The organism is Flavobacterium frigidum, from assembly GCF_048286795.2.
In genome coordinates this window covers 233,642-252,949 of record NZ_JBLVPT020000003.1, presented here as the reverse complement: position 1 = coordinate 252,949, position 19,308 = coordinate 233,642, and the positions used below count along the sequence as shown (strand labels likewise).

General features: G+C 37.0%; 15 protein-coding genes and 1 riboswitch. Of the genes, 1 reads left to right on the top strand and 14 read right to left on the bottom strand.

Features of this window, described 5'->3' with window-relative positions:
- Positions 1 to 3 precede the first annotated feature (3 nt).
- The gene (gene gldA, locus ACNQGB_RS06275; RefSeq protein WP_417946769.1) at positions 4 to 900 is read left to right on the top strand and encodes a gliding motility-associated ABC transporter ATP-binding subunit GldA; all 897 of its coding nucleotides are present in this window, start codon (positions 4 to 6) and stop codon (positions 898 to 900) included.
- A gap of 198 nt (positions 901 to 1,098) precedes the next feature.
- Here the strand turns inward: gldA and metF are convergent, their stop codons facing one another.
- The 14 genes from metF to ACNQGB_RS06205 form a co-directional block, all read right to left on the bottom strand.
- Positions 1,099 to 2,055, bottom strand: a complete 957-nt coding sequence (gene metF / locus ACNQGB_RS06270) for a methylenetetrahydrofolate reductase [NAD(P)H] (protein ID WP_417946771.1) — start codon at positions 2,053 to 2,055, stop codon at positions 1,099 to 1,101.
- A gap of 109 nt (positions 2,056 to 2,164) precedes the next feature.
- Positions 2,165 to 5,284, bottom strand: a complete 3,120-nt coding sequence (locus ACNQGB_RS06265) for a vitamin B12 dependent-methionine synthase activation domain-containing protein (RefSeq protein WP_417946772.1) — start codon at positions 5,282 to 5,284, stop codon at positions 2,165 to 2,167.
- A gap of 371 nt (positions 5,285 to 5,655) precedes the next feature.
- Positions 5,656 to 6,915 carry a leucine-rich repeat protein gene (locus ACNQGB_RS06260; protein ID WP_417946773.1) on the bottom strand — a complete coding sequence of 420 codons (1,260 nt, stop codon included), beginning with the start codon at positions 6,913 to 6,915 and terminating at the stop codon, positions 5,656 to 5,658.
- Positions 6,916 to 7,000: 85 nt separating this feature from the next.
- Entirely contained in the window at positions 7,001 to 8,002 is a 1,002-nt protein-coding gene (locus ACNQGB_RS06255) for a homocysteine S-methyltransferase family protein (protein WP_417946774.1), read from the bottom strand.
- A 251-nt stretch (positions 8,003 to 8,253) separates the two neighbouring features.
- Positions 8,254 to 8,366: riboswitch (SAM riboswitch) on the bottom strand.
- 169 nt (positions 8,367 to 8,535) lie between these two features.
- A complete protein-coding gene (locus ACNQGB_RS06250) occupies positions 8,536 to 9,588 on the bottom strand; it encodes an NAD(P)/FAD-dependent oxidoreductase (RefSeq protein WP_417947168.1) in 1,053 nt (350 codons plus the stop codon).
- A gap of 206 nt (positions 9,589 to 9,794) precedes the next feature.
- Positions 9,795 to 10,373: a precorrin-2 dehydrogenase/sirohydrochlorin ferrochelatase family protein gene (locus tag ACNQGB_RS06245; RefSeq protein ID WP_417947169.1), complete on the bottom strand. Its 579-nt coding sequence runs from the start codon at positions 10,371 to 10,373 to the stop codon at positions 9,795 to 9,797.
- Positions 10,360 to 11,154: a uroporphyrinogen-III C-methyltransferase gene (cobA, locus tag ACNQGB_RS06240; protein ID WP_417947170.1), complete on the bottom strand. Its 795-nt coding sequence runs from the start codon at positions 11,152 to 11,154 to the stop codon at positions 10,360 to 10,362. Before cobA ends, ACNQGB_RS06245 begins: the two co-directional genes overlap by 14 nt.
- A complete protein-coding gene (locus ACNQGB_RS06235) occupies positions 11,144 to 13,237 on the bottom strand; it encodes a HEPN domain-containing protein (RefSeq protein WP_417947171.1) in 2,094 nt (697 codons plus the stop codon). Before ACNQGB_RS06235 ends, cobA begins: the two co-directional genes overlap by 11 nt.
- Before the next feature lie 145 nt (positions 13,238 to 13,382).
- Positions 13,383 to 14,627 (bottom strand): sulfate adenylyltransferase subunit 1, encoded by a 1,245-nt coding sequence (locus ACNQGB_RS06230; protein WP_417947173.1) that lies wholly within the window; start codon positions 14,625 to 14,627, stop codon positions 13,383 to 13,385.
- 191 nt (positions 14,628 to 14,818) lie between these two features.
- On the bottom strand, positions 14,819 to 15,718 hold the full coding sequence (cysD, locus tag ACNQGB_RS06225; RefSeq protein WP_417947175.1) for a sulfate adenylyltransferase subunit CysD: 900 nt from the start codon (positions 15,716 to 15,718) through the stop codon (positions 14,819 to 14,821).
- Positions 15,719 to 15,799: 81 nt separating this feature from the next.
- Positions 15,800 to 16,501, bottom strand: a complete 702-nt coding sequence (locus tag ACNQGB_RS06220) for a phosphoadenylyl-sulfate reductase (protein WP_472777084.1) — start codon at positions 16,499 to 16,501, stop codon at positions 15,800 to 15,802.
- Positions 16,501 to 17,403 carry a sulfite exporter TauE/SafE family protein gene (locus ACNQGB_RS06215; protein WP_417947334.1) on the bottom strand — a complete coding sequence of 301 codons (903 nt, stop codon included), beginning with the start codon at positions 17,401 to 17,403 and terminating at the stop codon, positions 16,501 to 16,503. Before ACNQGB_RS06215 ends, ACNQGB_RS06220 begins: the two co-directional genes overlap by 1 nt.
- Positions 17,404 to 17,521: 118 nt before the next feature.
- Positions 17,522 to 17,932, bottom strand: a complete 411-nt coding sequence (locus ACNQGB_RS06210; protein ID WP_309760700.1) for an RrF2 family transcriptional regulator — start codon at positions 17,930 to 17,932, stop codon at positions 17,522 to 17,524.
- A 131-nt stretch (positions 17,933 to 18,063) separates the two neighbouring features.
- Positions 18,064 to 19,236, bottom strand: a complete 1,173-nt coding sequence (locus ACNQGB_RS06205; RefSeq protein ID WP_417947336.1) for a trans-sulfuration enzyme family protein — start codon at positions 19,234 to 19,236, stop codon at positions 18,064 to 18,066.
- Between the last annotated feature and the right edge of the window lie 72 nt (positions 19,237 to 19,308).

The following is a 19,308-nucleotide window of genomic DNA, read 5'->3' as shown; positions in this document are numbered from 1 at the left end:
ATCATGTCAATAGAGGTAAAAAACATATCCAAAAGCTATGGTGCTCAAAAAGCACTAGATAACATTTCATTTTCCATTAACAAAGGAGAAATCGTTGGTTTCTTGGGTCCCAATGGCGCTGGAAAATCGACTTTGATGAAAATATTGACTACCTATATTAATGCAGATGAAGGCGATGCCATAGTAAACGGCCATAATGTAAACACCAACCAGAAAGCGGTACAACTTGCTATTGGGTATTTACCTGAGCACAATCCGTTGTATTTAGATTTGTATGTTCGTGAATATTTAGCGTTTAACGCAGATGTGTATAAAGTAGCCAAATCTCGAATTGAAGAAGTAATTCAACTGACTGGTTTAAGTACCGAAAGTCATAAAAAAATCGCACAATTATCTAAAGGATACCGTCAGCGTGTAGGTTTAGCAAATGCGCTACTGCACAATCCTAATGTATTGATTCTTGACGAACCTACAACTGGTTTAGATCCGAACCAGCTGATGGAAATTCGCAATGTGATTAAAAACGTAGGGAAAGACAAAACGGTTTTTCTATCAACGCACATCATGCAAGAGGTTGAGGCCATTTGTGATCGCGTTATCATCATCAACAATGGTAAAATTGTAACCGATAAAAAATTAGATAACTTAATTTCTGAGGATAAGGAACAAGTAATTGAAGTGGAATTTGATTTTCAAGTTGAGGAACAATTGATTTCTAAAATTGAAAATCTTGTTTCGTATGTAAACATTCACGATATGATGTGGGAACTGACTTTCAAATCAGATAAAGACATGCGTTCTGTAGTTTTTGATTTTGCTCAAAACAATGGTTTGAAAACCTTACAACTCAATCAGAAGAATAAAAACTTGGAAGCAGTTTTTAGGGAGATTACGAAATAGTTAGCAGTTTTCAGTTTTTAGTATTCAGTATTTTTTGAATAAAAAACAAACTCTTTTAAAACACAAAACTCGGTTCTGTCGTTCTGAAAAAGTAGGAACCTCATCAAGTGTGGTTCCTACTTCTTCGGAACGATAAGACAATAAAAAAGCTTCCAGCCTTAAAAAGATTGGAAGCTTTTTTTTATGAGTTTGATATTCTTAAAAAACCTGCCTCGCTATTTGTTTTATATTCTCCGATTTTCCCATCGAATAATAATGCAAAACAGGAACTCCTGCTGCCTTTAACTCTAGTGATTGTTGAATAGCCCATTCAATTCCGACTTGTTTCACATCAGCATTCGTTTTACAAGCCGCAACAGCATCTATCAAATCCTCCGGTAAATCAATACGGAAAATTTGCGGCAAAATTTGTAAATGTCGGTGTACCGCTAGCGGTTTTATTCCAGGGATAATGGGAACGGTAATACCTATTTCACGGGCTTTAGCAACAAAATCAAAATACTTAGCATTGTCAAAAAACATTTGGGTAACCACATAATCTGCGCCACCGTCTACTTTTTCTTTCAGTCTCTTCAAATCAGAAATTAAAGATGGAGATTCTAAGTGTTTTTCAGGATAGCCCGCAACTCCGATACAAAAATCAGCTTTATTGTCTACGTGCATAACTTCATGCAAATACTTGCCTTCATTCAATAATTTGATTTGTTGGACTAAATCTATTGCGTGAATATTTCCGCCCATTTTCGGGACAAAAGATTGTTCATCTTTCATAGCATCACCACGCAAAGCCATCACATTATTGATTCCCAAATAATGACAATCCACTAATAAATATTCGGTTTCTTCCTTCGTGAAACCGCCACAAAGTACATGTGGAACAGTATCTACGTTGTATTTATGTTTTATTGAAGCACAAATCCCCAATGTTCCAGGGCGCATTCTAGTTAGTTTTTTGTCTAATAAACCATTGCCTTTGTCTACATAAATAAATTCCTCACGCGAGGTAGTTACATCAATAAATGGCGGTTTAAACTCCATCAAAGGATCAATATTATCATACAGTTCCTGAATGCTTTTCCCTTTTTGTGGCGGAATAATTTCAAAGGAGAATAAGGTTTCTCCGTTAGCTGCTTCTATGTGTTGTGTTACTTTCATAATCCTCCCCCGACCCCTCCAAAGGAGGGGAGAACTCGGGTAATTTTAATTGAACAATTTTTTTATTCCTTTCTCAACTCCTCCCCTTTGGGGAGGCTGGGTGGGGATTTTAATCGGCGATATTTGGACCTAACCACTTCATAGCTTTATCTGTAGAAATGCTTCTACGTTTTGCGTAATCAATTACTTGATCTTCTTTTATTTTCCCCAGTCCGAAATACTTGCTTTCTGGATGTGCAAAATAATAGCCTGACACGGACGAAGCGGGCCACATCGCCATACTTTCTGTCAAGGTTACTCCTATTTCTTCTGCTACGTTTAGTAGTTTCCAAATAGTAGGTTTTTCTAAATGGTCGGGACACGCCGGATAGCCTGGTGCAGGACGAATTCCTTTGTAAACCTCATCAATCATCGCCTCTGTACTCAAGTTTTCATCAGGGGTATACCCCCAAATACTCTTTCTAATTTGCTCGTGTAAATATTCAGCAAAAGCCTCTGCAAAACGGTCCGCCAATGCTTTTACCATTATTGAATTGTAATCGTCTAAATCTCTTTCAAATTCAGCTGCCCATTCATCTACACCGAAACCTGTAGTTACACAAAAACAGCCCATATAATCTACTATTTTACTGTCTTTTGGAGCAATAAAATCCGACAAAGCTATATTTGGAGCACCTTTTGTTTTTTGTGATTGTTGACGCAAGGTTAGAAAGAGCCCCCTAACCCCCGAAGGGGGAACTACCAAGTTTGCGGATAATTCTTTGCTAATACTCACAATAGTTGTATTCAAATTATTCAAAACTTGCTGATTTGTATATCTGACAACCTTAAATCCTTTTGATTCTAACCAAATAGTTCTGTTTTTGTCGTGTTCAATTTGTTCAGGCTCGTTATGAATAGAACCATCCACTTCAATAATTAACTTTTTTTCTAAACACACAAAATCAACAATAAATTCTCCTATTATGTGTTGTCTTCTAAATTTAAAACCTTCAACTCCTTTATTAGACAAAACATTCCACAGCATTTTTTCAGCCTCTGTTGGTTTGTTTCTCATCTCTTTTGCTCGTACTTTCAGCTTATCATATATAGCTGGACTTGCAGTTTCCCAAGTCTGTTTTTCTACCATTTGAGTAGCTCCCCCTTCGGGGGCGGGGGGGGCTTCATACAATTCAATATCATCATCATTAATTTGATTGGCTGGAAAAATCCCATAAATACCTTTAGCAGTCAGTTTTTTTTCCTTTAAAATAATAGCTAACATTTGTTGCGCATCTGCAAAAACAGCTGTTGCTTGTTCGCCTACAATTTCATCAGTAAGTATAGCCGGATATTTCCCAAATAATTGCCAAGTTCTAAAAAAGGGCGTCCAATCTATATACGGAACCAAAACATCCAATTCGACTGCGATAGATTTTGTACCTATAAAATTGGGAGTTTTTGGAGTAAAATTTTTCCAATCCAATTGTAATTTATTTTTACGCGCGTGCTCAATAGTCAGGAAATTCTTGTCTCGCGAACGATTCAAAAACGTTTCTCTAAACGCATCATATTCGGCTCGAATATCGCTTGCATATAATTTTTTATCTTTATTCAATAAACTTCCTGCAACCGTTACGGCTCTCGAAGCATCGTTTACGTGAATTACTGTTTCTCTATATTGAGGTGCAATTTTTACGGCTGTATGCGCACGAGAAGTTGTAGCACCACCAATCATTATTGGGATTTTCAGCCCACGTTTGTCTAATTCCTTGGCGAGATAAACCATTTCGTCCAGCGATGGAGTAATCAATCCGCTCAATCCAATAATATCTACGTTGTGCTCTATGGCTGCTGCAATAATTTTCTCTGGAGGCACCATGACACCAAGGTCTACAATCTCATAATTGTTGCAGGCCAAAACTACCGAAACAATATTTTTTCCAATATCGTGAACGTCCCCTTTTACAGTAGCCATCAGGATTTTTCCGTTCCCCGACTTGTCACCAACTTGCTTAGCGGCTTCTATGTATGGAAGTAGATACGCCACTGCTTTTTTCATCACACGAGCCGATTTTACTACTTGTGGCAAAAACATTTTTCCTGAGCCAAATAAATCGCCCACTACATTCATACCAGTCATCAAATTGATTTCAATAACTTCGATCGGTTTTATAGCAGCTTGTCGTGCTTCCTCAACATCTTCTTCAATAAATTGATCGACCCCTTTTACAAGCGAATGCGTAATTCGTTCTTGCACCGTTCCTGATCGCCATTCAGCCTCACCCCCAGCCCCTCTCCGAAGTAGAGGGGAGTCGGAACCCTTAACATTCTCAGCAAAATCAAGCAATCGTTCCGTGGCGTCATCGCGTCGATCCAGAATTACATCCTCAACATGTTCCAATAAATCTTTTGGAATATCGTCATAAATCGATAGCATTTCTGGGTTTACAATCCCCATCGTCATTCCGTTTTGGATCGCATGATACAAGAAAACCGAATGCATCGCTTCTCGAACAGTATCATTCCCTCTAAACGAAAACGACACATTACTTACTCCGCCACTTATGTGTGCGTGCGGTAAATTTTCGCGTACCCATTTAGTCCCTCTAAAGAAATCCAAAGCATTCAGTCGGTGTTCTTCCATTCCTGTCGCTACTGGAAAAACATTCAAATCAAAAATAATATCCTGCGGAGGAAAACCCACTTTGTGCACCATAATGTCATACGAGCGTTGGCATATTTCTATGCGACGCTCGTAATTATCTGCCTGACCTTTCTCGTCAAAAGCCATGATAATTACAGCAGCACCGTACCGTTTTATCAATTTAGCATGTGCAATAAAAGCTTCCTCGCCTTCCTTGAGCGAAATAGAATTTACCACACTTTTCCCTTGTACCACCTTCAAGCCCGCCTCAATGATTTCCCATTTTGAGCTATCAATCATAATCGGCACACGAGAAATATCTGGTTCTGCAGCAATTAAATTCAGGAATTTTGTCATGGCATACACTCCATCGAGCAATCCCTCATCCATATTAATATCAATGATTTGGGCACCACCATCTACTTGCTCCCGTGCAATTTCAAGCGCCTCATCGTATTTCTCTTCCTTAATCAATCGAAGAAATTTTCGCGAACCCGTCACATTAGTCCGTTCCCCTACGTTCACAAAAACACTTTCGGGTGTAATTATTAAGGGCTCTAATCCTGATAAAATTAAGTTTCTTCTTTTCTCTGCTACTGCCATTTTCTATTGTATTTGTTCCTGCAGGGTTTCAAAAACCGTGTTGGAGTAACTTGTTTTTTTATTATTTGGGCGTGTTCGCCGCGGCGAACGGGCTATACGCTATATCTTTTGTTCCGCTATCGCTTCACAAAAGGATGCCACTACTATCCCTCACGCGGGCATTGTGCTAACAACTCTTCTTTTTTTATTGATTCTTCCGTTTCTTTATTCTTTAATTTTGTCATTCTGAGGAACGAAGAATCTAAACAAATTGCTCTGCTGCTTGCGCGAGCGTCACGCTCGTGCTTATTCTTTTTTCTTAAAAATCTTTTCCTGCCTATATTGTGTGCACTAGCGGGACGCTTGCGCTAGCTTTAGGCCACAACAATCACTTAAAACTCATTTGAGTCATCTCTTTCTTCATTAAATTTCTCTACATCCAAATCTTCAAATTCTAAACAATTATTAATCTCATGAAAAGTAATGGGAAGTAATTCATTAAATGTTTTAGCTTGTTCGTAACTTATTTCATCAGGGAAATTAAAATAATATTGATTTATTAATTCTATTCCAAACTCTGATTTATAATAATCTTGTAAGCTCAAAAAAACTTCATCATAATTATCACAACCATATATAAAATCAACTACATTTTTTCCCGCTAAATTTATTATTGATAAAGTATCAGCCTTAGTTCTTCCGTCTAATGCTTTTTCAATAGTATCAAATCTACCAACCATTAACCCTAATTCACCCTCGTCAACATAATAAGATTCACCTGAGTGCAAATAAACTATCTTTCTAACAACAAATTTACCAGTCTTATTTTCATTGAGAATTTTGCTGTATTTTTCTATTAAATTATCTCTAATTTCAAAATTTACTAAGTTTTTTAAACTTGGCAAGATTTGAATTTGTTTTATTTTATTTGAGCTCAAATCCAAACTATTTAGAGAAATTAAATTATTTAAGTTTTCAATTTTGGAGATATAATTATGGCCTAAATACAATTTAGTTAATTGTGACTGATTTTCTAAACAATCTATTTTTGATATCTTATTATTACTCATCCATAATTCTTTCAAACTAACAAGGTTTTCTAAACCTTCTAACTTACATATTTGATTGTCAGATAAATATAATTCTTCAAGATTTCTTAAATCATCTAAACCCTCTATTTTAGTGATTTCATTATTAAACAAATACAAAACTTTTAACTTTCTCAGATTTTGTAAGTTTTCAATCTTTTTTATTTTATTATTAAATAACGTAATTTCATTCAAATTTATATTTGAATCAAGCCCTTCAATTTTTTCAATATTATTACTATCAAGACTAATAAATCGAAGTTTTGTTAATTTCCCTAACCCTTCTATTTTAGTAATTTGATTTTCATCCAGAATTAAATTAATTAACTCGGTAAAACTTTCAAAACCTTGTATTTTGTTTATTTTATTTCTCCGTAGATTTAATCCAATTACATTTCTATTGATATCTAATAAATACCTATTATTATTATCTATCGAATTTATATGTCCTTCAGTGTGTTCCTCAATTGTAATCTTATAAATTTTCTCAAGTCTTAAAATTTCTTTCGGCTTACTTGTAGTTTTAACATTAAAAAAAAACTTTAAATATTTCAATATGTTCATCTTTCTTATTCTTTAATATATTTATGGTATAAAAATATTTAAATCTTCATAATTTAAGTAAAATCATTAACATTTTCAGTTAAAACTACATCACCGCAGTCGAAACCCTCGGTTTGTATTCCTTGGCGATATCGGCAATTAACTTGATGTGTGCCGGTGTTGTTCCGCAACACCCGCCTATAATGTTTACTAAATTATCATCGAGATATTCTTTGATAAAAGCTTGCATTTGTTCCGGTGTTTCATCGTATTCACCAAAAGCGTTAGGCAATCCTGCATTAGGATGCGCAGATACGTTGAAAACTGTGTTTTGTGCAAGCGTTTTCAAATAGGGTTTCAATAAATCGGCACCAAGTGCGCAATTGAAACCTACACTCAACAATGGTATGTGCGATACCGAAACTAAGAAAGCCTCTACCGTTTGTCCCGAAAGTGTTCTGCCAGAAGCATCGGTTATCGTTCCTGAAACCATAATAGGAATATCAAGATTGCGTTCGTCTTTTACTTCTTCAATGGCAAAAAGCGCGGCTTTGGCATTTAAGGTATCAAAAATAGTTTCTACCAAAAGTAAATCGCAACCGCCATCCATAAGCGCTTCTACTTGTTGCTTGTACGCGATGCGCAAATCATCAAAAGTTACGGCTCTGTATCCTGGATCGTTTACATCTGGTGACATGCTTGCTGTTCTGTTCGTAGGACCAATGGAACCCGCTACAAAACGAGGTTTGTCTGGATTTTTGGCGGTAAATTCATCAGCTACTTCACGGGCCAATTTCGCCGACTCATAGTTCAATTCATACACATATTCTTCAAGATGGTAATCAGCCATACCGATGGTGGTTCCTGAGAAGGTATTGGTTTCAACAATATCAGCTCCAGCGTCAAAATAAGCGGCATGAACGTCTTTTATTGCTTGTGGTTGAGTGAGCGACAATAAATCGTTGTTTCCTTTTAGCGAATGCGGAAAATCCTTGAAACGTTCTCCTCTAAAATCTTCTTCGGAGAAATTGTACCGTTGCAACATAGTTCCCATAGCTCCATCAAGGATGAGTATGTTTTTTGTAATGGCTTCGTGAATGCTTGACATAACTTTTTATTTCTTGTAAATCACAATTTGAAATGGTGATTTTTACTTTTGATTACTATTTCCAAAAGTTCCCAGATTTTTCTTTTTAGCCCTGATGGTAGCGGCATCCTTTTTATTCGCCTTTTTTCGGCGAATAAAAAGATATAGCGTACAGCAGGAACGATAATGACTGAAAAGCGCCATTAATCTGCTCTAAAAAAAATCGATACGTTGTCAAGAAAAGGTTTGAGAAATACTGTAGAAGTATTCTTGTGTTATCTATCTTTGATACTGGTTGTATAAAGTAGAATGTAGCACCTTCTTTAAAAAATAAAGGGTTGCTAAGGTTTCATTGGGTCTTTCCCTCCGCCTTTCGTGATAACTTTCAATAAATATAGGAACACTGCAAAGAAAAGACAAAGCGCTAACAATTGCAAGTTTTTTTTTAAAGTTTCTAGCGGAGTTTGTTGCAAAACGTTTAAATACAAAGGTTCTTAATTGCAAAGATTTTAATCAACCTTCGCAACCTAGAACCTTTGTATCTCAGCACCTTTTTAGACTATGGCTTTCACTACAGCTTTTGGAGCTTCTTTACGTGTACCATCAAAACCATCTACGCCAGAAACAGTAGTATATTTCAAAACATAACGCTTGCCTGGATTAATGATTTGGTACGCTGCCTGACACATTAAAGTGGCTTCGTGGAATCCGCAAAGAATCAATTTCAGTTTCCCCGGATAGGTATTTACGTCACCGATGGCGAATATTCCCGGAATATTGGTTTGGTAATCCAAAGAATTATTGACTTTTATGGCATTTTTTTCGATTTCCAATCCCCAGTCGCCGATAGGACCTAACTTTGGCGTAAGACCAAAAAGCGGAATAAAATAATCGGTTTCGATGGTGCGTTGTGCGCCGTTTTCCTCGACTACAACCGCTTCAAGATGTTCTGCACCTTTCAATCCCACAACTTCTCCCGGAGTAATCATTTTTATTTTACCAGAATTTTTCAATTCCTGAACTTTTTCTACAGAATCTAAAGCACCACGAAACTCGTTGCGACGGTGAATCAAAGTTACTTCTGAAGCTACATTAGACAAGAATATACTCCAATCTAGCGCCGAATCGCCACCTCCAGCGATTACTACTTTTTTATCTCTGAATTTTTCTGGATTTTTAATGAAATACTTGATTCCTTTGTCCTCGTAAAATTCGATATCCTCAATCAATGGTTTTCTTGGTTCAAAACTTCCAAGTCCACCTGCGATAGCAATGACAGGAGCATGGAATTTTTTACCTTTGTTTGAAGTTACGATAAACGTACCATCTTCTTGTTTTTCTATTGTTTCGGCACGTTCTCCCAAGGTAAATCCCGGTTCGAACTGCTTAATTTGCTCCATTAAATTATCTACTAAATCGCCAGCCAATACTTCTGGAAATCCAGGAATATCATAAATAGGTTTTTTAGGATACAACTCAGATAACTGTCCGCCTGCTTGTGGTAAGGCATCTAGAATATGGCATTTTAATTTTAATAATCCTGCTTCAAATACTGCAAATAAACCTGTAGGTCCTGCTCCAATAATTAGTATGTCTGTTTTAATCATTTTGTTTTAATTAGTCCTTAAATTTCCAACAATGTAATTCAAGGAAAGTGTTATTTTATTTACTATTTTTCAAAAAAAATGCCTGAATATTAATTCAATGCAAATATCATTATTATCATTATCAAAAAAAACGAAAAAGTATTATTAAGAACTAGTACAAGTTAGTTTTTAGTATTTTTTGAAGTATAGCTATTATCAATCTATTTTTAAAGACCTTTCAATGTTGCTGTTATTTCATTCATTTTTTGAACTTTCTCTTCAAAATTTCCTTTCAACGTTTTGCGATATTCATTCAAATTTTCGACCATTGCATTGATGTCTTCTGGAATAACTTCTTCAAAAAACTCGCGCAATCGCTTGGCTGTTGTAGGTGATTTTCCGTTTGTAGAAATCGCAATTTTCACATGGCCTTTTGTGACAATTCCCCCTAGATAATAATCACACAGTGGTGGGGTATCCGCGATATTGCAAATTAAAAATCTTTTTCCAGACAAATCATAAATCCGTTTGTTCACTTTCAAGTCATCGGTACAAGCAATGACCATGTGGCGTTTACGAAGCATCCAGCGATTGAACTTTTTGTACGTCAGTTTTACTGATTCATGGCTTGACGCCAAAGTCTCTAATTCGGGTAAAAATCGAGGTGCGACTACCTCAACAATAGCGTTTGGACTCGATTTTAACAAAAAAGACAACTTTTCTAATCCCACATTTCCACCACCCACAATTAGAGTGTTAAGATTGTGTAGTTTCAAAAAGATGGGATATAACTCATTCTTTTCCATAAGCCAAAACCTGGTTGTGCTGTGATTTTAATTCCTTGTAAAAAGCAGCATTTCGTTTCGCATCTCTTACCACTTCTCCGATAACAATTATAGCTGGCGAACTCAAACTTTTAGCTGCAACAACTGATTGAATAGTATTTACAGTGCCAATTCCTACTTTCTCTGCTGCTGTTGTTCCGTTTTGAATAATGGCAACAGGCATCTCGCCTTTCGACTCTTTTTGGAACAAAGCTACAATCTGATCTAACTTACTCATGCCCATCAAAATAACAACAGTTGCCGTAGATTGTGCCGCTAAAGCAACATCTGTTGACAATTTTCTTGCCGAAGTGGTTCCCGTAATCACCCAAAAACTTTCAGAAACGCCTCTTTTTGTTAACGAAATACCTTGCGAAGCTGGAACCGCAATCGATGAGGAAATACCCGGAACTACAAAGGTAGGGATTCCAAAACTCTCTACGAACTCTATTTCTTCACTGCCTCGACCAAAAATAAATGGATCGCCACCTTTTAACCGAACCACATTTCCATACGTAAGTGCATTATCTACTATCAATTGATTGATTTCCTCTTGTGTATATTCATGTGAACCTTTTCGTTTTCCCACAAATATTTTAAGTGCTTTTTTAGGAGCATAGGATAATAATTCTTCATTTGCTAGGGCATCATACAAAACCACATTTGCCTCAGCCAGCGCCTTTGCTCCTTTGATAGTAAGTAAATCCGGATCACCCGGACCAGCGCCTACCAGTGTTACTTGAGGTTCTCTTTTATTTTTCATCTTGTAGATCTTTGGCTCTAAATGCTTCTATAGTTTCAAAAAAAGCAATGGCTTCTTGTCTGTATTTTTGAGCAAATTCTGGAGTAGGTTCATTATCTCTGATTTGAAACACTAGCTGTTTCAATGTTGTTGGCAATTGAATTTTGTTTGTTTCTACGAAAACGGTATCAAATAAATCGATGATTCCTGCTTGGTGATTTGTTTTCTGGTTTTCGGCAAGCAATAACGCTTTGGCACCATTAACAAAACCAGCATACGCATGGTAAATGGCATCTGACCATTTTGATTCTTCATAAGCTTCTTGTGCATACGTTAATTTGTCTTTTGCTTCTAGAAGTAATGTAGCCACTAAATCAATCACAACTCCAGCACATTCTCCTACACCAACTGCTTTTACGTAATTATCAGCATTGCCCCAATCTACAAAATCAGCTTCGGTAAGATTCGTTATATCCGCCAAAGGTTTTAAAAATTCGTAAAAATATTTTTCGCCTTGAGCGTCATAATAATTCAAGAACGATTGTCCGTTTGCATTGGCTTCAAAATCATTTAAGATCAATCGCAAAGCATCTGGTCCTCTTCGGCTTGGAATTTTGATTACTTTATCAGAAAATCTTCCGTTTCCGTTTCCTAAATTTCCTCCTCCTAATAAAACTTGCAAGGCTGGGGCTACTAATTTACCCGCATTGATTGACATTCCTTGAAAGCCAATTTCGGCCATATTGTGTTGCCCGCAAGCGTTCATACAACCACTAATTTTAATCGTAATTTCGCGGTTGTTGCTGTATTGTGGATATTCAGTATTTAAAACGCGTTCTAACTCCACTGCAATTCCAGTGCTGCTTGCAATTCCTAAGTTACAGGTGTCGGTACCTGGACAAGCTGTCACATCAGAAATACTGTTGTAGCCTAGGTTTACAAAATCGAGTTTGGCCAATTCTTGGTAGAAAAAAGGTAAATTTTCTTCTTTTAGGTGACGAATTAAAATATCTTGACGCAACGTAAAACGCAATTCGTTCGCTGCATAATTTTTGATCAAATGCGCTAATGCTCTAGCTCTGTCCGTATAAAAATCACCTAATTGTACTTTAATACCGATGGCCACATAGCCCGCTTGTTTTTGCGGAATTACATTTGATTTTTTCCAAGCATCGAAAGCTGCTGTATCTTCAATTTCGACTTTTGGAACTTCTAAAAATGGCGCTGCAATAGCTCCCTCAAAAGCAGTGGTGTCAATTTCGACTGTATGCAGTGACAAGGCTTTTTTCTCTTCGTCTACCAATCGTAAAAACTCGTCTTTCCCTATTTCTTTCAATAAAAATTTCAAACGTGCTTTCAAACGTTTGGCTCTTTCGCCGTAGCGGTCAAAAATTCTTAAAATCCCTTCGGTAGTTGGAATGATTTGATTGGCCGGAATAAACTCTGTAAGCAATTCGGCATGACTCGGTTGTGAACCTAAACCTCCACCTAACATTACTTTGAAACCTTTTACACCGTCTACAATTTTTGGAATAAATCCTAAATCGTGTAAATAACTCAAACCCGAATCTTTATCAGATGATGAAAACGACATTTTGAATTTACGTCCCATTTCTTGACAAACCGGATTTCTCAAGAAAAACTGAAACATCGCATGCGCATACGGAGACACGTCAAAAGGTTCCTCTGGATCAATTCCTGCTGTTTCGCTTGCGGTAATATTTCGAACTGTGTTTCCACAAGCTTCTCTTAGGGTAATATCATTTTTTTCTAGTTCGGCCCAAAGTTGCGGTGTTCTATCTAAACTCACATAATGAATTTGGATATCCTGACGTGTTGTAATGTGCAAACGTCCTGTTGAATACGCATCAGAAACTTTTGTAATTCGCACGAGTTGCTCGCTAGTCACTTTACCAAAAGGCAATTTGATACGAATCATTTGCACGCCTTCCTGACGCTGCCCATAAACGCCGCGTGCTAAACGCAGACTACGAAAACGCTCGTCATCAATTTTTCCGTCACGGAATAAAGCAATTTTTCTTTCTAAATCGATTATGTCTTTTTGAACAATCGGATCTTCAATTTCGGTTCTAAAACTTTCCATACATTATTGTTTTTCCCCTCCCCAACCCTCCCCGAAAGGGAGGGAGCCGAAACTGGGAATGTTATATTATAATTTAATCGCTTCTATTTTCTATTCTAGTACCCCTCTCCTTCGGAGAGTCCTGAAGCTTCGGGAAGGGTGAGGACTATTTTATAAATCCTACTCCTGCTGTTGTGTTGGTTGTTGCATCAATTAAGATGAAGGCCCCGTTTGATTTATTTTCGTTGAACGCATCAAAATAAATAGCTTTGCTTAATTTGATGTTCACTTCTCCAATTTCATTGATGGCTAGTTGAGAGGCTTCTGTAGTTCCTGAGAAATCAGTTGCAATCACATTTTTCACACTGTCAATCTTAGCTAAAACTCTGTTTGTATTGTGTTGTACAAAATATTTGGCACCAGGAACTAACTTTTTACTGTCCATCCAGCATACGGTGGTGTTGATGTCTTTCTCTACTGTTGGCAATTCAGATGATTTTACAATCATGTCGCCTCTGGTCACATTGATATCATTTTCTAATTCAATTGTGATTGAAGAACCCACAGCTGCTTCCGCAAATTGCTTGTCAAAAAAATGAATATTAGTCACCACTGATTCTGTTAAAGAAGGTAGCACCGTTACAGCATCACCTACTTTGATATTATTACCATACAGTTTTCCAGCATAGCCTCTAAAATCGTGGTATTCTTCGGTTTTTGGTCGGATTACGGTTTGAACGGGGAAACGCGCTTTTCCTTTTTCGAACACATCAGCTGGCTCTAAAGCTTCCAAATGTTGTAAGACCGTCTGTCCTTGGTACCATGGCATTCCGCCTAATGATTCTACTACATTATCACCTGTCAAAGCACTTAACGGAATGTAACTTACGTTTTGTTCTTTGAACGTACTTTTAGCATTTAAGGCTTCAAAATCCGCTTTGATTTTATTAAAAACTTCTTCTGAATAATCCACCAAATCCATTTTATTAATCGCCACAATAACCTCTTTTACTCTCAATAAATTATTGATAAAAAAGTGGCGGTAGGTTTGCTCAATTACGCCTTTACGAGCATCAATTAAAATGATTGACACTTGCGAAGTTGAAGCTCCGGTAACCATGTTTCGCGTATACTCTACATGGCCAGGCGTATCAGCAATAATATAACTTTTCTTGGCTGTCGAAAAATATATATGCGCCACATCAATGGTAATTCCTTGTTCTCTTTCGGCAACTAAACCATCCGTAGCCAAAGAAAAATCTAAATAATCATATCCTTTTTGCTTGCTGCTTTTTTCTATTGCTTCTAATTTATCTGTTGTCAACGATTGCGTATCGTACAACAACCTCCCAATTAAGGTACTCTTACCGTCATCTACACTTCCTGCTGTTGCTATTTTTAAAACTTCCATATTACCGTTATATTTTCCCCTCCCCGACCCTCCCCGAAGGGAAGGGAGACGAGTCTGGCATTTATTTAATTAAAACTAACTCTTTTATCTATTTCATTAATTTCTAAAACCTTCAACCAATAATTGCTTTTTATCCAGCTATGGCTCCCTTCCTTTCGGGGAGTCCCGAAGCTTCGGGAGGGGTGGGGATTCTAAAAATACCCTTGTTGTTTTCTTTTTTCCATCGCTGCTTCTGAACGTTTGTCGTCAATTCTAGCGCCTCTTTCTGAAATTGTTGAAGATCTAATTTCGCCCACCACTTCAGAAATTGTTGCAGCAAAAGAATCAACTGCTGCGGTACAACTCATGTCTCCTACCGTTCTGAAACGAACAATACGTTCTACAATTTCTTCGTTTTCTTCTTGGTACACAAATGGAGAGTGGGACCAAATCATTCCATCTCGTAAGAATACTTTACGCTTATGCGAAAAATAAATCGATGGAATTTCAATTTGCTCCTGTTCGATATAACTCCACACATCTAGTTCGGTCCAGTTTGAAATTGGAAAAACACGTACGTTTTGACCGTTCTCTATTTTTCCGTTCAACAAATCGAATAATTCAGGACGCTGGTTTTTTTCGTCCCATTGACCAAAATCATCACGCACCGAAAAAATACGTTCTTTGGCTCTGGCTTTTTCCTCGTCACGACGTGCTCCACCGATACACGCATCAAATTTAAATTCTTCGATAGCATCTAAAAGTGTTGTGGTTTGCAAGCTGTTTCTGCTAGAATATTTTCCGGTTTCTTCGACAACTTTCCCTTGATCAATAGCGTCTTGTACATTGCGCACAATTAGTTCCAATCCTAATTCAGCGACTAATTTATCTCTAAATGCGATAGTTTCTGGGAAATTATGTCCAGTGTCTACGTGCAATAATGGAAAAGGAATTTTAGCTGGGAAAAATGCTTTTTGAGCCAACCTCACTAATGTGATTGAATCCTTTCCACCCGAAAAAAGCAACACAGGTTTGTCAAACTGAGAAATTACCTCTCTGAAAATGTATATCGCTTCGCTTTCTAAAGCGTTTGTTTTTAATACTGAACTCATATTTTTATTGTAAAGATTTAAGTGATTGAAAAATTCAAAGATTCCAACAATCATTTATAATTTATAATTCATAATTTAAAATTACTTCTGGTGCAACCCGCATTCTTTATGACTGGATTCCCACCACCATCGACCGGCTCTGATGTCTTCATCTGGAGTGATGGCTCTCGTGCACGGTGCACAACCGATGCTTACAAACCCTTTTTTGTGTAATGCATTTTGTGGCACATTATTTTGTTCTAAATAATCTTCCACTTCCTGCAAAGTCCATTTTAACAAAGGATTGAATTTGATAATATCAAAGTTGGAATCGTATTCAAAAAGTGCCAAATCATTTCTGTTTTCGGATTGCTCTGCTCTCAAACCAGTTATCCAAATTGCATTTCCTTGTAATGCTTTGCGCAAAGGCACTACTTTACGAATGGAACAACATTCTTTTCTATTCTCTACCGATTCGTAGAAACTATTAGGTCCTTTACTATTTACTAATTCCTCAACTGCTGTTGTTTCTGGAAAGTAGGTTTTAATGTTTAAAGTGTACTTAGTAACTGTTTTATGAAAAACATCATAGGTCTCTTGAAATAATCTGCCAGTGTCCAAGGTAAAGATGGAAATTGGAAAATGATTTGAACCAATTAAGTCCGTTATAACTTGATCCTCTTGACCAAATGATGTAGAGAAAATTACTTTATCCTTATACGTTACTGACAAAAAAGATAATGTTTCTTCCAAAGAAAAAGCTGCTGTTTTTTCTAATAAAGCCGTTGTAATTGCTGTACTCATTATAATAATTTTGATAATGTTCTTAAACTTAAAATAATAATTAAAATTCCAACCAAAATCATCATCGGTTGTCTTTTAATTTTATTGACTAATAAAGCAGCTATCGGTGCGGCAATAACACCTCCTAAAATTAATCCTATAATCACTTGCCATCCTTGGATTCCTCCAAAAAGCATAAACGTTACACCACTTGCAAAAGCTACTGCAAACTCCGCCGCATTTACAGATCCGATAGTATATCTTGGGTTCCTGCCACGACCTAATAAAGTGGAAGTCACAATAGGACCCCAGCCGCCACCGCCCACAGCATCCATAAAACCACCGAAAGTGGCTAATATGCCCAAGCGCTTCGTTTTCTTTTTGATGATATTTTTTTGCATTGCTTTCCTAATAATTATCACTGCCAACCCAATCATATACAAAGCAATAAATGGCTTGATCACATCTCCATCAATTACATCAGACAGCAAATACGCTCCGGTTATCGAACCTAAAACACCAGGTATCAATAGGTGTCGGACTAATTTTTTATTTATATTTCCAAATTTATGATGCGATATAGCAGAAACTCCGGTGGTAAACATCTCAGCGACATGCACTCCAGTACTACTTACCACGGGAGGCACACCATAAGCCAATAAAAAAGAAGTTGATGTTGCTCCATAGCCCATTCCTAATGTTCCATCTACTAGTTGCGCAAAAATTCCTATTGCAAAAAAGATTACAAATTCTGAATCAAACCCAGCTACAAAACCATTCCAAGAAAATTCAGCATGGTGATTGTAAACTAATGTTGAAAGCAATCCCACTAATAACACTACCGGAATTACAACCCATAAACGTTCTTTGAAGGATGTTTCAATTCTTACAGCACCATTATTCTCTCTCATTTCTTTGCTCATGCTTTTTCAATTTTCAACTGGTTTTTTATTTAAATCTATTACCCTATAGGAATAGTAGATTAATATGCAAAAGTAAAGAATTTAAAATAACTACAAAATTTATTTTGTGATAAATTGTCTAAAAAGCGATATCTGCAAGTGTGTTGTTTTCCAATATCATAAGTGTATTGTCTCGCACTTCGGTCATCAACTTACGTACTGCGCACGTAGCTTCATCTGTACAATCGATACAAGGCTCGTAAAAATTGTGGCTGGCACAAGGAAGTAATGCAATTGGTCCCTCAAGAATACGGTATACATGTGCCATATTAATCTCTTGTGGCGCTTTTATCAAGTAATAACCACCGCCTTTTCCTTTTTTGGCTCCTAAAAATCCAGAATGGCGCAACAACAGTAAAATACTCTCTAAAAATTTGAGTGAGATATTCTCAGACTTGGCAATATCAGCAATCGCAACAGGAGTTTGGTCTTTTTGGCGGGCCAAAAAAGTAAGTGCTTTTATTCCGTATTTTGTTTTTTTTGAGAGCATTTAAAAAGATATAAGATTTAGGTTTAACGAATTTTGATTTTTGAGTAAACGAAAACTGTTCGATTTACTTTTAAATCTATAAACCAACACCAAATCTACAATCTAAAATCGTTAATCCCAAATCTGAAATCTTACGAAAGCGCCTGCTCCAAATCGGCAATTACATCAGTTACGGTTTCTAATCCAACAGAAACACGCACCAAACCATCGGTAATACTAACCGCCAAACGTTCATCAACAGACAATTTACTGTGTGTTGTAGAGGCTGGATGCGTAACAATAGTTCTCGTATCGCCTAAATTTGGCGAAAGCGAACACAATTTAATTTTATCTAAGAAAGCTCTTCCAGCTTCTAATCCTCCTTTTATTTCAAAAGCAACAATATTGCCGCCCAACTTCATTTGCTTTTGTGCAATTTCATATTGAGGATGCGATTTCAAAAAAGGATATTTGACTTTATTCACCTGAGGATGATTTTCTAAAAACTCCGCTACTTTCAATGCGTTCTCACAATGTCTGTCCAATCGAATGGCTAAAGTCTCTAAACTTTTAGACAATACCCACGCATTAAACGGAGATAAAGAAGGTCCTGTAAGTCGCGAAAACAAATAGATTTTCTGAATAAGATCAGTATCACCAACAGTTATTCCGCCCAAAACTCTACCTTGACCGTCCATTAATTTGGTAGCCGAATGCACCACTAAATGTGCTCCCCATTTTATTGGTTGCTGCAAATAAGGCGTTGCAAAACAGTTGTCAATAATTAAAATTATATTGTGCTTTTTGGCAATATTTCCTAGCAATTCCAAATCAATAATATCAACAGCAGGATTGGTTGGAGACTCTGCAAATAGAATTTTTGTATCTGGCGTAATCAAACCTTCAATAGTCTCAGGTTGATTGATGTCAAAATACGAGGTTTGTATGTTCCATTTTGGAAAATAATTAATAAACAACGAGTGCGTTGCACCAAAAACACTGCTCGAAGAAACAATGTGATCTCCAGAATTTAATAACGCAGCCAAAGTGGAATACACCGCTGCCATACCTGATGCAAAGGCAAAACCAGCTGCAGCACCTTCCATAGCGCATACTTTGCTAATAAATTCGTTGTTGTTTGGGTTGCTATATCGGCTGTAAATATTCCTGTCTTTTTCCTCTGCAAATGAGGCACGCATGTCTTCGGCATCCTCAAATACAAAACTAGACGTGAGGTACAATGGCACCGAATGCTCTAAATATTGTGTTCTTTCTAACTGATTGCGTATGGCTTGGGTTTCGAAACCAAATTCTGAATTATTCATAGTGTATAATATTATCCCCACCCCAACCCTCCCCGAAGGAGAGGGAGCCGAAGTCGGAAAATTGATAATTAA